The sequence below is a fragment of the Janthinobacterium sp. Ant5-2-1 genome (genome assembly GCF_001445815.1).
Lineage (GTDB): Bacteria > Pseudomonadota > Gammaproteobacteria > Burkholderiales > Burkholderiaceae_D > Janthinobacterium > Janthinobacterium lividum_E.
Window position 1 is genome coordinate 1 of sequence record NZ_LNCE01000076.1, and the last position, 15,508, is coordinate 15,508.

At 61.6% G+C, this 15,508-nt stretch carries 8 protein-coding genes; 4 read left to right on the forward strand and 4 right to left on the reverse strand.

What is annotated here, in order from left to right:
- Positions 1-277 precede the first annotated feature (277 nt).
- Positions 278-3,058 (forward strand): TonB-dependent receptor, encoded by a 2,781-nt coding sequence (locus ASN89_RS22800; RefSeq protein WP_082654707.1) that lies wholly within the window; start codon positions 278-280, stop codon positions 3,056-3,058.
- Positions 3,059-3,151: 93 nt separating this feature from the next.
- On the opposite strand, the gene ASN89_RS22805 is transcribed toward ASN89_RS22800, so the two are convergent.
- On the reverse strand, positions 3,152-3,877 hold the full coding sequence (locus ASN89_RS22805) for a 16S rRNA (uracil(1498)-N(3))-methyltransferase (RefSeq protein WP_058050873.1): 726 nt from the start codon (positions 3,875-3,877) through the stop codon (positions 3,152-3,154).
- Between the two features lie 187 nt (positions 3,878-4,064).
- Here ASN89_RS22805 and tkt point away from each other — a divergent pair, with 187 nt between their 5' ends.
- Positions 4,065-6,062 (forward strand): transketolase, encoded by a 1,998-nt coding sequence (gene tkt, locus ASN89_RS22810; protein ID WP_058050874.1) that lies wholly within the window; start codon positions 4,065-4,067, stop codon positions 6,060-6,062.
- 76 nt (positions 6,063-6,138) lie between these two features.
- Entirely contained in the window at positions 6,139-7,149 is a 1,011-nt protein-coding gene (gap, locus tag ASN89_RS22815) for a type I glyceraldehyde-3-phosphate dehydrogenase (RefSeq protein WP_046685413.1), read from the forward strand.
- 58 nt (positions 7,150-7,207) lie between these two features.
- Here the strand turns inward: gap and ASN89_RS22820 are convergent, their stop codons facing one another.
- From ASN89_RS22820 to glnE, 3 genes are all read right to left on the reverse strand, one after another.
- Complete coding sequence (locus tag ASN89_RS22820; protein ID WP_046685412.1) at positions 7,208-7,396, reverse strand: hypothetical protein; 189 nt, start codon at positions 7,394-7,396, stop codon at positions 7,208-7,210.
- A 138-nt stretch (positions 7,397-7,534) separates the two neighbouring features.
- The gene (locus ASN89_RS22825) at positions 7,535-8,311 is read right to left on the reverse strand and encodes a YoaK family protein (RefSeq protein WP_058050875.1); all 777 of its coding nucleotides are present in this window, start codon (positions 8,309-8,311) and stop codon (positions 7,535-7,537) included.
- A 13-nt stretch (positions 8,312-8,324) separates the two neighbouring features.
- On the reverse strand, positions 8,325-11,078 hold the full coding sequence (gene glnE, locus ASN89_RS22830; RefSeq protein WP_058050876.1) for a bifunctional [glutamate--ammonia ligase]-adenylyl-L-tyrosine phosphorylase/[glutamate--ammonia-ligase] adenylyltransferase: 2,754 nt from the start codon (positions 11,076-11,078) through the stop codon (positions 8,325-8,327).
- A gap of 259 nt (positions 11,079-11,337) precedes the next feature.
- Here glnE and ASN89_RS22835 point away from each other — a divergent pair, with 259 nt between their 5' ends.
- Entirely contained in the window at positions 11,338-15,498 is a 4,161-nt protein-coding gene (locus tag ASN89_RS22835) for a YhdP family protein (protein WP_321166432.1), read from the forward strand.
- Positions 15,499-15,508 lie beyond the last annotated feature (10 nt).

Genomic DNA, 15,508 nt, shown 5'->3' on the forward strand with positions numbered 1-15,508 from the left:
GACCTTGTTGCGGCGGGCCTGTGTTGTCCGCTCGGAGCGCAACAAATAGCTGAAAAAATGGAAATATTGCCAAATTCCAATGTGAAAAAACAACAGAAAAAAAATATTTGACTGTTTTTTATTCAATCCATTAAGGATTAGGCAATGTTAATTGACAATATTTTTTCCGTTACAGATACTGACTTGTGTCAAAAATTTTGATACAAAAAGTGCCACATGAGCCACTGTGATCCAGTTGCCTGGTGTTCATTAAAATTACAAATTGAGATTGCTAAACATGATGCTGAGTAAACCAAAATTAAGCCCTATCAGTAAGGCGGTGTTTTTTGCTTTGAGCGCCATTGCTGCCTCCGCCCATGCACAAAACACGGGAGATGCCGCGGAGCCGGTCATGCAACGTGTTGAAGTGACTGGTTCGAACATCAAGCGTCTGGATACCGAGACTGCCTCGCCGGTGACCGTATTGCGCCGCGATGAAATCAAGGCGACTGGCGCCAATACCGTGCGCCAGATTCTCGATACGCTGACCTCGTTCGACACGGGCGCGATCAAGGATGACGGCAACTCCAACAGCTTTGCGCGCGGTGCGTCCGGCGCATCGATGCGTGGCCTGGGCACCGGCGCCACCCTGGTACTGGTGAATGGCCGCCGCGTGTCCAATTATCCGTTCGCCGATGGCGCCAAGGATACTTTCGTCAACCTCGATTCCATTCCGGCCGACGCGATCGACCGTGTCGAGGTGCTCAAGGACGGCGCTTCCGCGATCTACGGTTCCGATGCGCTGGCTGGCGTAATCAACATCATCACCCGCAAGAGCTTCCAGGGCGTCAGCACCAGCGCCAACTATCAGCAGGGCATCGATCCTAACATCGGCAAGCAAACGACGGTTGGCCTGTTGGCTGGTTACGGCGATCTGGAAAAAGACCGCTACAACGTGTTCTTCAACGTTGAAGGTTACAAGCGTGAAGGCTACAAGCTCAGCAAGGTGCTGCGCGAGTATCCCGCCTGGCACAAAAAACATGTATCTACCGCTTTCGGCGATCCCAGCCTGACTTCGTTCCCGGGCAACTTGAACGAAAGCGGCCGCAAGGTGCGCCAAGCTGTGAAAGGTTGTAGCACTTTCAATGCTGCCGGCCTGTGCGTAAGCGACTTGAACGGCATTAACCCGTCGTCGGATGGCGCTGAACGCGTCAATCTGTACAGCGCCTTGCACTTCAAGCTCAGCGACACCACGCGCGGTTTCGCGGAAGTGTCGTATTCGGAAACCCGCACCAATTACTCGCCGCTGCCATTCGGCATGGCCGCCGGTTCGCCATGGACCTGGTTCGACGGTAATGTGAAGAAATCGCAAATCGTGCAGAAACCTAAATTGCCGGCCAATTCCGCCTACAATCCGTATAACTTCCCGGTTGGCCTCGACTATCGTTTCATGGATTCCAACATGGATTGGACTTCGCCGGCCAAAGCGACGCAGTACCGTGTCATGGCCGGCCTGGAAGGCACGATTGGCGCCTATGACTGGGAAGCCACCATCGGGCGTACGGGGGGCGAGGGTACCTTGCGCAGCCGTGGCGCCCACCGTGACCGCCTGCCTGCCGCGATTGTCAGCGGCGAGTACAAGTTAGGTGGTGGCAATAGCGATGAGTTGCTGAACCGCATGTTCCCAGTCGCAGGCACCGACTCCCATCTGTCGACCAACTTCATCGATGCCAAGCTGTCTGGCGACCTGATGCCTCTGCCTGGCGGTCAATTGGCGTTTGCTTTTGGCGCCGAGTTGCGTCAAGAAAAGATGTACATCAAGTCGGTCGACGCCGTGATGAATGCCGAGATCATCAATACAGGTTCCCTGTGGATCGATGGCCAGCGCAACCTGAGCGCCGCATTTCTGGAGCTGAACGCGCCCGTATTGAAAGGCCTGGAGTTGAACGGCGCACTGCGTCTGGACAAGGCGCCAGGCTTTTCGGCCCACGTGTCGCCTAAATTTGCTGCGCGCTGGACGGTAACGCCGAAGCTGATGTTGCGCGGTACGATAGCCGGTGGATTCCGCGCTCCGAATATCCCGGAATCGTTGGGTAAAGTGGGCGTGACAGGTTTCTACAACAGCCAGCTCGATCCAAAACGTTGCGCAACCGCAACTGCAATCCGCGATATCCTGAAAAAAGGCACTGCCAGCGACGTTTCCGATTCGTCTACGGCCTACAACTCGGGTTGCCTGACTTCGATTCCGGTCATGATTTCGTCGAGCTCGACCTTGAAACCGGAAACCTCCCGCAGTCTGACATTGGGCTTCGTGGCGGAACCGATCAAGAACGTCAGCGTCGCTGTCGACTACTTCAAGATCGAACGCCGGGACGAGATCGCCACGCGCGATGTAGCGTATGTGCTGGCCCGTGAAGATGTTCCTGGCTATGCTGAGAAACTGGCGCGCAATCCGATCAGCGACACCGATCGCCGTCTGGCCGCGCGTGCCAACGAACTGTCGCCAGGCGCGAACATCGCCTGGGGTACTGGTACCATTCAATCGCTGTTCCTGGGCTATGAAAACTTCGGCAAGACCGAGACGCAGGGCGTGGATATCGATGTGAACGGCCGCTTTTCGGCTGGCGAGTATGGTACCGTGACGATGGGTCTGGCGACCACGGTCAACCTGAAGCTGCGTTACTGGGACATTGACGCCAACCAGTACCGTCCAAACACCGTCGGCTTGCGTGGCACCCCGCGTGTCGTGTCGGTATTTAGCACGGCATGGCGCAAAGGTCCGGTCACGGCTGGTGTGCGCGTCAACTACACGTCGGGAACGGCATTGAACAACGACGAGACGGATCAGGATACCTGGAATGAAGCCGGTTGCCGCGCTGCATTGAAAGGCGATAACCTGCCATGCCGCGTGGGTAGCGATGTGCGCACCGATCTGAACTTCGCATACACGGGCTTCAAAAACCTGCGTTTGCTGGCGAATATCAACAACGTCTTCGATGAACAGCGCCCAATCAACGTGCGTGACGGCTACACGCTGCGTCCACGCACCCTGAAAGTGGGTGCCGAGTACACGTTCTAATTAGACAGGCTGGACAGCGCCGGCACGGGCTGTCCGTAGCATGTTGCATCACTGGCGCAGTGCGGGAAACCGCGCTGCGCTTTTTTATGCCATTTACATGCCGCCCCACAAGGCGCCCAAGGTGGCCAGCGCCGTCAGGCCCGCCGTTTCCGTGCGCAGGATGCGCGGCCCCATGGACAGGCCGATGGCGCCGGCGGCCAGGGCCGCCTTTTCTTCCGCCTCCGAAAATCCCCCTTCCGGCCCCACCATCACGGTGATGGCCTGCGGCGGCTGGTGACGCGCCCAGTCTGCCAGCGACTGTTGCGCGCGCGGCGTCAGGATGATGCGTTTATGTAAATCTTGCTGTCCACTCCAGCTATTGAAATCTTGCAGCGGGGCCAACTGGGCCAGGCGGTTGCGCCCGCATTGTTCCGAGGCGGACACGATAATGCCTTGCCAATGCGCAAGTTTCTTCTCGGCCCGCTCGGCGGACAGGCGCACGACGCAGCGCTGCGCCGACAGCGGCACGATGCCGGCCGCGCCCAGTTCGATGGCTTTTTCGATGATCCAGTCCATTTTGGATGCTTCCGGCAATGCCTGCGCCAGGGTCACGGCATACGGCAGCTCCGCCTCGCGCGCCACATGCGCCTGCACCTCGGCCGTCACGCTGCGCTTGGCGACCGCCACCAGACTCGCCTGCACTTCGCCGCCTTCGCCATTAAACAGGGTGATGACGTCGCCCGGCACCAGGCGCACGACCTGGATATGGTGGGCGACAGCCTCCGGCAGGGAGACGGTGGCGCCGGCGATGAGCGGCTGGGGGCAATAAAAACGCGGCATGCAAATCCTCAACGGGGGGTAAGTGGGGTGGAAAGACGTCAAAGTATAGCCATTTGGCGGGCCAGTACGCCGCAATTCTAATTTGCGGCCCCCCAGTCTGGTAAAATAGTTGACTACAGAAAGCAGCCGGCTTCCCTGTCCGCGCTGTTGCAAACGAATCCCAAACTCGCGACTGACCCACACCATCATGACAACTACGCTCCCGACTACCAAAATGGCCAATGCGATCCGCGCACTGGCAATGGACGCTGTACAAAAGGCCAACTCCGGCCATCCAGGCATGCCGATGGGCATGGCCGAGATCGCAGTTGCCCTGTGGAGTGGTCACTATCGCCACAATCCCGCGAACCCGAAATGGCAGAACCGCGACCGCTTCCTGTTGTCGAACGGCCACGGCTCGATGCTGCACTACGCGCTGCTGCACCTGACCGGTTACGATCTGTCGATGGACGACATCAAGGCCTTCCGCCAGATGCATTCGAAAACCCCGGGCCACCCGGAAGTCGATATCACGCCAGGCGTGGAAACGACCACCGGCCCGCTGGGCCAGGGCATTGCCAACGCCGTCGGCATGGCCCTGTCGGAGCAGTTGCTGGCTGCTGAATTCAACAAGCCCGGCCACGATATCGTCAACCACTACACCTACGCTTTCGTCGGCGACGGCTGCCTGATGGAAGGCATTTCGCACGAAGTGTGCGCGCTGGCCGGCACCCTGGGCCTGAATAAACTGATCGCCCTGTACGATGACAACGGCATTTCCATCGACGGCAAAGTCGAAGGCTGGTTCACGGACGACACCCCGGCCCGCTTCGAAGCATACGGCTGGAACGTCATCCGCGCCGTCGACGGCCACGATGTTGCCGCCGTGGCCGCCGCCATCGCCGCCGCCAAGACCGCCACCAAGCCGACCCTGATCTGCTGCAAGACCATCATCGGCAAGGGTTCGCCGAATCTGCAAGGCGGCGACAAGGTTCACGGCGCCGCGCTGGGCGACAAGGAAATCGCCGCCGTGCGCGAATACATCGGCTGGGATGCCGCGCCATTCGAAATGCCGGCCGACGTGTACGCGGCATGGGATGCGAAAGAGCAGGGCGCCCTGCTGGAAAAAGACTGGAACGAGCGCTTTGCCGCCTACAGCCGCGAATTCCCGCAGCAAGCCGCTGAACTGACCCGCCGCATGCAAGGCGACCTGCCACAGGCATTCGAAGCGGCCCTGAGCGCCGCCATCGCTTCCTGCGTCGAGAAGAAAGAAAACATCGCTACCCGCAAGGCCAGCCAGAACGCCATCCAGGCACTGGCCTCGTCCCTGCCGGAGTTCCTCGGCGGCTCGGCCGACCTGACCGGTTCGAACCTGACCAACTGGAAAGAGTGCGTGGCCGTGCGTTCGGGCCAGCCTGGCAACCACATCAACTACGGCGTGCGGGAATTCGGCATGAGCGCCATCATGAACGGCATCACCCTGCACGGCGGCTATATCCCGTTCGGCGCAACGTTCCTGACGTTCTCCGACTACAGCCGCAATGCGCTGCGCATGGCTGCCTTGATGAAGCTGCGTTCGATCTTTGTGTTTACCCACGATTCGATCGGCCTGGGCGAAGACGGCCCGACGCACCAATCGGTCGAGCACGTTTCGTCGATGCGCTTGATCCCGAACCTGGACAACTGGCGTCCATGCGACACCGTCGAGTCGGCTGCTGCCTGGGGTGCCGCCGTGCGCCGCAAGGATGGCCCGTCGACCCTGATCTTCTCGCGCCAGAACCTGCCATACCAGGAGCGTAGCGCCGAACAGATCCAGAACATCTACCGCGGCGGCTATGTGCTGAACGACGTGGCCGACGCCAAGGCGATCCTGATCGCCACCGGTTCCGAAGTGGAACTGGCTGTCGCCGCCGCCAGCGCGCTGGCTGCCGAAGGCATCGCCGTGCGCGTGGTGTCGATGCCGTCGACCGACGTGTACGACCGCCAGGACGCTGCCTACAAGGCCAGCGTGCTGACGAAAGGCGTGCCGCGCGTGGCCATCGAAGCGGGCGTGACCAGCTTCTGGTACAAATACGTGGGCCTGGAAGGCGCCGTGGTCGGTATCGACACGTTTGGCGAATCGGCTCCGGCCGGCGTACTGTTCAAGCACTTCGGTTTCACGGTCGAGAACGTCGTCGCCAAGGTGAAAGCCGTTATCGCCGGCTAATATTGATTTTTAACGGTCCTGGCGATGTGTTCGCCGGGAGCGTGCATGTACCTTCTTTTTTAATCAGGAGCAGAGTATGACGATCAAAGTTGCAATCAATGGCTACGGCCGCATCGGCCGTAATGTGTTGCGCGCTTTCTATGAAGGCGGCAAGAAACAGGATATCCAGATCGTTGCCATCAACGACCTGGGCGATGCCAAATCGAACGCCCACCTGACCCGCTACGACACCGCGCACGGCAAGTTCCCGGGCACGGTCACCGTCGAAGGCGACAACATGATCGTCAATGGCGATCCGATCCGCGTATTCGCACAGCGCAATCCTGCTGAAATTCCATGGGGCGAGCTGGGCGTGGACGTCGTGCTGGAATGCACGGGCTTCTTCACCACCAAAGAGAAGGCTTCGGCTCACTTGAAGGGCGGCGCGAAAAAAGTCATCATCTCGGCACCAGGCGGCAAGGACGTCGATGCGACCGTCGTGTTCGGCGTGAACCACTCGGTACTGAAATCGACCGACACCGTCATCTCGAACGCTTCGTGCACCACCAACTGCCTGGCACCGCTGGTCAAGCCGCTCAACGACGCCATCGGCATCGAAACGGGCCTGATGACCACCGTGCACGCCTACACCAACGATCAGGTGCTGTCCGACGTGATGCATGAAGACCTGCGCCGCGCCCGTTCGGCCACCATGAGCATGATTCCGACCAAGACGGGCGCCGCTGCCGCCGTGGGCCTGGTGCTGCCTGAACTGAATGGCAAACTGGACGGCTTCGCCATCCGCGTGCCGACCATCAACGTGTCGCTGGTCGACCTGTCGTTCATCGCCAAGCGCGACACGACCGTGGAAGAAGTCAATGCCCTGATGAAGTCCGCTTCGGAAGGCGCCCTGGAAGGCATCCTGACGTACCAGACCGAACCGCTGGTCTCGATCGACTTCAACCATAACCCGGCTTCGTCGAACTTCGATTCGACCCTGACCAAAGTGTCGGGCCGCCTGGTGAAAGTATCGTCGTGGTACGACAATGAGTGGGGTTTCTCGAACCGCATGCTCGACACCACCGTTGCACTGATGTCGGCGAAGTAATTTCTGGCTAGCATACAAAAAAACGCCCTTCGGGGCGTTTTTTTCGTCTGATGCCAGCTTATTCCTTGGGTTCGCACTGGTTGCGCCACTGCTCGCACGACGCCTCGACACCTTGATAGCACATGTTGAGGATGTAATCGCAATTTTCCGACGGAATCCACGCGCGCACGGCGGCCGTGCTGGAGAACGAGGCAGCGGCGCCCACGGCGATGGCAAAGACAAACAGGGCTCTTTTAATGGAAATCATTTTTCTCGCTTTCATAATTGGACAACGGTAGGGTGTCAAATCAAAAGGCCGCCACGGCAGGCATGATGAGCCCGCCAGGCGCAGAAAAATCTTAGCATTAAAGTCAGAGTGGTATTGCCTTAAAGAAAAATATTTTTATTAATGCTGGACGTGCAAGCGGCGGCGGTAGAAGCGCCATAAAAGGCGCAAGTCGCGCAGCACGGGCACGCCCGACAGCAGGGTCAGCACGCAGGCGAGCAGGATGGTGGCAGCGGGGAAACCGATGTGCTTGAAGGCCAGTGCACCGCTGACGCCGCCGATGAAGAAGCAGGCGATCAGCAGGCTGTGCGTTCTCAGCTTGCCGCGGTTCACTTTGACCATCCGGTCGGGCAGGTGGCGCCGGTTGTAATACGCCATCTTGCCCAGTTCGATGCCGATATCGGTGGACAGGCCCGTCACGTGCGTGGTGCGGATGACGGCGCCTGAAATCTTGGTGATGATGGCGTTCTGCAAACCCATGACAAAGCACAGCAGTAAGATGGTGACGGGGCCCAGCACGTCGGGCATGGCGGCCAGGTAATTGCCCGTCAAGCCGAACATCAGCAGTAACGCCGCTTCCAGCAGCAGGCTGGCGGCAAACTGGCTGTGCAGGCGGCGCCGCTTGCCCCAGTTCACCATGATGGCCGTGACGGCCGCGCCGCTGACAAAAGCCAGCCACGCGCCCAGCGCGGCCAGGGCCACCGTGATATTGCCCAGTGCCAGGTCGTCCGCCATGCCCGAGACGATGCCCGTCATGTGCGAGGTATAGCCGCCGATGGCAAGAAAGCCGCCCGCATTCACGGCGCCGGCCACCAGCGCCAGCACGCAGCCCAGCTGCAGATTGGCTTGCGTATCGCGCGCCGATCCGCTCAGGCGCGACAGGTAATGGAGCGGCATGCCCGGAGCGGCCTCAGACCGTGGCGCCGAAGATGGCTTGCCACAGGCGCATCACATTGTCCGCATGCACGCGCACCCGTTCCGGTTCCACGCGGGCCAGGTCTTGGCCCTGCAGGCGCAGCTGGTGCTGCAGCTTGCGCAGCGCGCGGTAGGCGTCGGCGACCAGGGCGGCCAGCTGCGCATCGATCAGACCCAGCTCGCCGCACAGGCGCAGCAGGGCGATATTGCCCGAATTGGCCGTCAACTGCGGATACTTCGCCGCATGCTGGAGCACCAGGTATTGCACCATGAATTCGATGTCGATCATGCCGCCCGGGTCCTGCTTCAAATCGAAGCTGCCGGGGCGGGGCGGGTGCGCATCGAGCATCTTCTTGCGCATGGCCACCACTTCGCCCTTGAGCGGGCCGTTTTCCGGGCGTTCCTTGCACAGGATCGTGTCGCGGATGCGCTCGAAATGCTTGCCGATGGTGGCGTCGCCGGCGCAAAAGCGCGCGCGCGTGAGCGCCTGGTGTTCCCACACCCAGGCCGCGCTGCCCTGGTAGCGCTCGAACGCCTGCACGCTGGAGACCAGCATGCCCGAGGCGCCGTCGGGACGCAGGGCGATGTCGATGTCGAACAAAATGCCGGCCGAAGTATGCGAGGTCATCCAGGTAATGAAGCGCTGCGCCAGCTTGGCGTACAGGCCCGGCGCTTCCTGGTCGTCGTCGTCGAACAGGAAAATGACGTCGAGGTCCGAGACATAGCCGAGTTCCTTGCCGCCCAGTTTGCCATACGCGATGACGGCGAATTTCGGCACCTCGCGGTGGCGTGTCGGTAACGTTTGCCAGACGGCTTGCACGGTGGCGGCGACGATGATGTCGGCCAGCTGCGACAGGTAGTCGGCCAGCTTTTCCACGCTGAGGTCGCCCGCCAGGTCTTGCGCCAGGCACTGGAACAGCTGCGCGTGGTGCATTTCGCGCAGGATATCCATCTGCCGCTCCGTGTCGCCGGGCGCGTCGTCGAGCTGGCGCTGCAGGTCCAAGGCCAGCGCGGCCGGGTCCGGCACCGTGTTGCGGATGCGCTCGTCTAACAGTTCGTCGAGCAAAATCGGGTGCTGCGTGAGGAAGGTGGCGGCCCAGCCGCTGGCGCACACCATGCGCACGACGCGCTCGAGCGTATGCGGGTATTCCGTCAGCAGCGACAGATAGGCCGAGCGGCGCGCGATCGCCTCAAGGAAATCGAGCAGACGTCCCAGGGTGGCCAGCTGGCTGGCGTTACCGTTGGACATGGAGCAATCGGTGATCAGGGGCAGGGCGGAATTGACGAGGGCGACGAGGCGCGTGCGGCTCGCCTCGGGCAACGATTGCAAACGGGGCGCTTGCCACGTGGCCAGCAGGCGGCGCGCGCAGGCGGCCGGCTCATGGAAGCCCAGGGCGGCAAAGCGCGCTTCGATGGCTTCCTGCTGGTCGGACGCGGCGCAGTCGTTTGACGTTTGCGGGTCGATGCCCGTGTCGGCCGGCGGCGTGCCGCTGCTCTTGTCGCTGAACATCTCGTCGAACTGGCCGGCGACAAACACGCGGTGCGCTTCCAGCTGGGCCAGCAGGGTAGGCGTGTCGGGTAAACCCATCATCTGCGCCACGGTGAGGCGGTCGGCGTCGTTGGCGGGCAGGGTGTGGGTTTGTGCATCGTCAAGATACTGCAGCCGGTGTTCGAGGTTGCGCAAGAACGTGTAGGAACCGAGCAGCTGTTCCACGATGGCCGGCTCCAATAGCCCCTTGTCCGCCACCGTGCGCAGGGTGGCGCGCGTGGAACGCTCGCGCAGCTCGGCGTCGCGCCCGCCCCGTATCAGCTGAAACACTTGCGCGAGGAACTCGATTTCGCGGATGCCGCCCCGGCCCAGCTTGACGTTGTTGCTGCGGTCTGGATGCAGCCGTTCCTGGCGGTTGACCTCGGCGCGGATCTGGCCGTGCATGGTGCGGATGGCGTCGATGACGCCGAAATCGAGGTAGCGGCGGAAGACGAAGGGGCGCACGATGGCGTCAAGTGACGCGATATCTTCTGGCTTGCCCGTCACGGCGCGCGCCTTGACCCATGCATAGCGCTCCCATTCGCGGCCCTGCACGATCAGGTACTGTTCCACCATGCTGAGGCTTGCCGCCAGCGGACCCGAATTGCCGTTCGGACGCAAGGCCATGTCCACACGGAAAGTAAAGCCATCCTGCGTGATCTCGGCCAGGGCGGCGATCAGTTTCTTGCCCATGCGAATGAAAAACTCGTGGTTGGACAGGCTGCGCTGGCCCGGCACGGTGACTTGCGTGTCACCGTCTTCCGGGTAGACAAAGATCAGGTCGATATCCGACGAAACGTTGAGCTCGCCGCCGCCCTGCTTGCCCATCGCCAACACCATCAAGGCCTGTTCCTCGCCCGATTCCTCGCCGACAGGCATGCCGTGCAAGGCCACCATTTCAGCCATGATGGCATCCACGTGCGTGCGGATGGCGAAATCGGCAAAGCCCGTCATGGCTGTCACAACTTCGTTCAAGTCGGCCTGGCCTTGCAGGTCGCGCGCGATCAGGCCGCAGACGAGCAGGTTGCGCAGGCGGCGCATGGCCCGCTCGGGCGGCAGCGGCGGCGTGGCGGCGTTCGCCTGGGCGGCCAACTCGGCGGCAAAATCGAGCCCGTCCAGCGGCGCGCGTACCAGTTGTGCTACCTGCGCGGCGCGCTCGGGGGCGGCGTCCAGCCAGCGCTGGTAGAAGCGGGAGGCGGAAATCAAAGGCTGTGTGCTCATGGTATCGGTAACTGTCTCGTGAATGCTGCGTGCATGTTCTTGTTTAACTTGGCTGCGAACGCCGGGGGATGCGGTAAAATTGTGCCGCCGACCCAATACCGCCGGTAGTGCGTGCTCTTCCGGACGATGGTAAGGGAGGCTTTGCTCAGACGCAAGCGCAAGGATGCAGGTGCGCACCACGAATGCAGACGATTTTTGCCATTATTTGACGCCGGACCAGTTTATTAGCTTATTGATGCAAAAACCGCCAGAAGCAAGCGTGACAGAACATGTGCCATTGGCTCTGCGCTGGCAGCGGCTGCGTGCCGCCTATCGCATGGCCAACCTGGCCACCCACCACGTGTTGGGTTTTACCATCAAACTGGTGCTGCTCGCGTATTTCGCCTTCGCCGTGCTGTTTTTATTCCTGCGCTACGCGATCCTGCCGAATATCGACTATTACAAAGGCGATATCGAGCGGGCGGCCAGCCGCGCGCTGGGCAATCCGGTCAGCATCGCGCGTATTTATGCCTCCTGGCATGGCGTGCGGCCCAATCTCTTCCTCGGCGACGTGACCCTGCGCGACCAGGCGGGGCGCCAGGCGCTGAGCTTGCCAAGCATATCGGCCACCGTGTCGTGGTGGAGCCTGCTCGGTTCCGTGCGCTTTACAACCCTGGAAATCACGCGGCCGGACCTGGACGTGCGGCGCAGCAAGGATGGCAAGCTGTACGTGGCCGGGGTATTGATCGACAGCACGCAAGGCAGCGATGGCAAGGGCGCCGACTGGCTGCTGTCGCAGCATGACATCATCATTCGCGACGGCAAGGTGCGCTGGACGGATGAAGCGCGCGGCACACCCGAGCTGGCTTTATCCCAGGTTAATCTGCTGCTGCGCAACCGCTGGCGCAGCCACCGCCTGGGCTTGCAAGCCACGCCGCCGGCCAGCCTGGCCGCACCCATCGATGTGCGCGCTCACTTCACGCATCCGCCCTTCAGCACGCGCATCTCGGATGTGTCGATGTGGAAAGGCGAGCTGTATGCGGACCTGAAAAACGCCGACCTGGCCGCCTGGCGCCGCTACCTCGATTACCCGTTCGAACTGAGTCAGGGCAAGGGCGCCCTGCGCGCCTGGTTGAGCCTGGATCACGCGCGCCTGGCCGGCTTCACGGCCGACGTGGGCTTGACGGATGTGACGGCGCAGCTGGGCGAGCATATCGCACCGCTCGACCTGCTGTCGGTCAGTGGACGCATTTCGGCAAAAGAAGAGCTGTCGGCGCAGGTGCCTGACGGCAAGCCAACCTTTGGTGCGAATGGCCATCAGGTCGAGTTGACGAATTTTGCGGTGGAAACCCGCGATGGCCTCAGCTTGCCGCCCACGACCTTGTCCGAACGCTTTGTTGCCGCCACCAAACGCAAGCCGGCGCGCACGGAAATCACGGCCAAGTCGCTCGATTTGCACACCATGGCCGCGCTGGCCGACAAGCTGCCGCTGGGCGAACAGCAGCGCCAGCGTCTCGACGCGCTGGCGCCGCGCGGGCGTTTGCAGGATTTCTCGGCGCAATGGGAAGGCGAGATGGCGACACCGGCCAGCTACCGTTTGCGCGGCAAGCTCATCGATCTTGGGCTGAATGCGCAGCCCGCGCGCCTGGCCGTGGCGAAGACGGCGACCAGCCCCGCGCAGGCGGCTGCACCGGCTATCCCCGGTTTCGATCATTTGACTGGCAGTCTCGACGCCAGTGACAAGGGCGGCAAGATCGATATCGATGCACAGGGACTGATATTGCAACTGGCCTCCTATCTGAGTGACCCCGCCTTGCCGTTCGAACAATTCGAAATGGAGGCACGCTGGGCTTTCCAAGCAGACAATATGCTGCAAGTCGACCTGGACAGGCTTGATTTTAATCAACAAGGCATGCGAGTCGCCTTGCATGGCTCGCAGCGTTTGCCGCTCGACGGCAAGAATCTGGGCCAGGTCGACTTAACGGGCAGCATCGACAATTTCCAGATCAATACCATCGGTCGCTATCTGCCCCTGCAAACGCCGGAGCACCTGCGCCACTGGCTGACAGGAGCGCTGGAAGGCGGCGTGGCGCGCGATGTCAGCCTGCGCCTGCGCGGCGAACTCGAACATTTCCCCTTCAAGGCCGACACACCGGCCCAGCGCAATCGCGGCGAGTTCCGCGTGGCCGGCAAGATCGAGAACGGCACCCTGAACTATGCGCCCGGCGAATTTGCCGAAAGCGGTCCGCTGGCGGGCAAGGCGCCCCTGTGGCCGCAGGCGGAAAAGATCAAGGGCAGTTTTGTGTTCGAGCGCGCGCGCATGGAAATTCGCGGCGACACGGCCACCACGGGCGGCGTGGCGCTGGCCAATGTCAAAGCCGTGATCCCCGACCTGACCGTCTTCGACACCTTGCTTGATATCGAGGGCAATGCGGCCGGCCCGATGCAGGAATTCCTCAAGTACGTGACGGCCAGCCCCGTGCTGGGCTGGATCGAGCATTTCACCGATGAAACGACGGCGACGGGCAACGCCAAACTGGCCCTCAAACTGCACTTGCCGATCGAGCGCATGCTCGAGTCGACCGTGCAAGGCAGCTTGCAGCTGGCGGGCAACGACGTGGTGCTGTTCCACGACATGCCGCCCGTGCTGGGCACGCAGGGCAAGATTGAATTCAACGAAAAAGGCGTCAACCTGAATGGCTTGAATGGCAGCCTGCTGGGCGGGCCGCTGGCCATTTCGGGCGGCACGCAGGCGGATGATTCCGTCCAGGTCAAGATTGCCGGCAACATGACCATCGATGGCTTGCGCAAGACGTATCCGGCGCCCGTGCTGCAGCGCCTGGCGAAACATTTGAATGGCGGCGCCCGCTACAACGGCCTGATCACGGCGCGCGACCACCAGGTGGTGGTCAATGTCGAGTCGCCGCTGACGGGCCTGGGCCTGGATTTCCCCGCCCCCTTGAAAAAGCCGGCCGGCGACAGCCTGCCCGTGAAATTCACCTTGACTGGAAACGCGGCCAATGGCGCCGGCTTGCGCACGGACGATATCCGCATCGCGCTGGGCTCCGGCATCGCGGCGCGCTACCAGCGTCAGAAGCAGGGCAAGGACGCCTGGCGCCTGGTGCGCGGCGGCATCGGCGTGAACGTGCCGGCGCCGGAACCGGAGAGCGGCATGATGCTCAACGTGAATATGAAAACCCTGGACGTGGATAGCTGGATCGCCGCCGGCAGCGAGATCGCCGGCAGCGCCACGGCACCCGCCGACAGCGGCGGCGCCGACGATGCGCCCGATATCGCGCAATACGTGGTGCCGGACATGATGGCGGCCCGTGCCAGCGAACTGATGCTGGGCGAGCGCAAGCTGGAAAACGTGGTGGTGGGCGCCACGCATCAGAAGGATGTGTGGCAAGCCAATATCGATGCGAAACAAGTGTCGGGCTATGTGACGTGGCTGGAAACCCCATCCGGTCTGGGCAAGATGACGGCGCGCCTGTCGTCGCTGATCATTCCCGAGTCGGCCGCCAACGACGTGAAGAATTTGCTGGAAGGCAAAAGCGGCGCCCAGTCGATTCCTTCGCTCGATATCGTCGCCGAGCAATTCGAGCTGTTCAACAAGAAGATCGGCCGGTTGGAGTTGCAGGCCTATAACACCATGGCGGCGGGCGGGCGCGAGTGGCGCGTAGGCAAGTTGCAACTGTCGAACCCCGACGGTGCGCTGAGCGGCAGTGGCAAATGGGTCATCAAGGATGGGCAAAGCACGACCAGCCTGCGTTTCGGCCTCGATATCGTCGACGCGGGCAAGCTGCTCGACCGCTTTGGCTTTGCCGACACGGTGCGCCGCGGCAAGGGCCGCCTGAGCGGCGACATCGCCTGGAACGGCTTGCCGTATTCGCTCGATATTCCCACCTTGTCGGGGCAGATCGACATGAACGTGGAATCGGGCCAGTTCCTCAAGCAGGATCCTGGCGCGGCCAAGCTGTTGGGCGTGCTCAGCCTGCAAGCCTTGCCCCGCTTGCTGAAACTCGATTTCCACGACGTATTTTCCGAAGGCCTGGCCTTCGACGGCATCACGGCCAACGCCAGCATCAAGCGCGGCGTGGTGACCACCGACAACCTCAAGATGCATGGCGTGGCGGCCACCGTGCTGATGGATGGCACGGCCGATATCGCCAATGAAACGACGAATTTGCACGTGGTGGTGATTCCGGAATTTAACCTCGGCACGGGGCCGCTCGTGTACGCGCTGGCCGTCAATCCCGTCATCGGCCTGGGCAGTTTCCTGGCGCAATTGTTCCTGCGCGCCCCCGTGATGAAAGCGCTCACCTATCACATGCAGATCGCCGGCCCGTGGAAATCGCCCGTCGTGACCAAGCTCGATGGTGGTAAATTGGAACCTGTCGCCGTGCCTGCCGCTGCAGCCGTGGAGGCCGTGGCGAAATAGGCGAGGCGTT

Bases quoted from the DNA above. Each gene is read 5' to 3' on its own strand.
- ASN89_RS22820 (WP_046685412.1), bottom strand. From the start codon at position 7,396: ATGATTTCCATTAAAAGAGCCCTGTTTGTCTTTGCCATCGCCGTGGGC.
- tkt (WP_058050874.1), top strand. From the start codon at position 4,065: ATGACAACTACGCTCCCGACTACCAAAATGGCCAATGCGATCCGCGCA.
- gap (WP_046685413.1), top strand. From the start codon at position 6,139: ATGACGATCAAAGTTGCAATCAATGGCTACGGCCGCATCGGCCGTAAT.
- ASN89_RS22800 (WP_082654707.1), top strand. From the start codon at position 278: ATGATGCTGAGTAAACCAAAATTAAGCCCTATCAGTAAGGCGGTGTTT.
- ASN89_RS22805 (WP_058050873.1), bottom strand. From the start codon at position 3,877: ATGCCGCGTTTTTATTGCCCCCAGCCGCTCATCGCCGGCGCCACCGTC.
- glnE (WP_058050876.1), bottom strand. From the start codon at position 11,078: ATGAGCACACAGCCTTTGATTTCCGCCTCCCGCTTCTACCAGCGCTGG.
- ASN89_RS22825 (WP_058050875.1), bottom strand. From the start codon at position 8,311: ATGCCGCTCCATTACCTGTCGCGCCTGAGCGGATCGGCGCGCGATACG.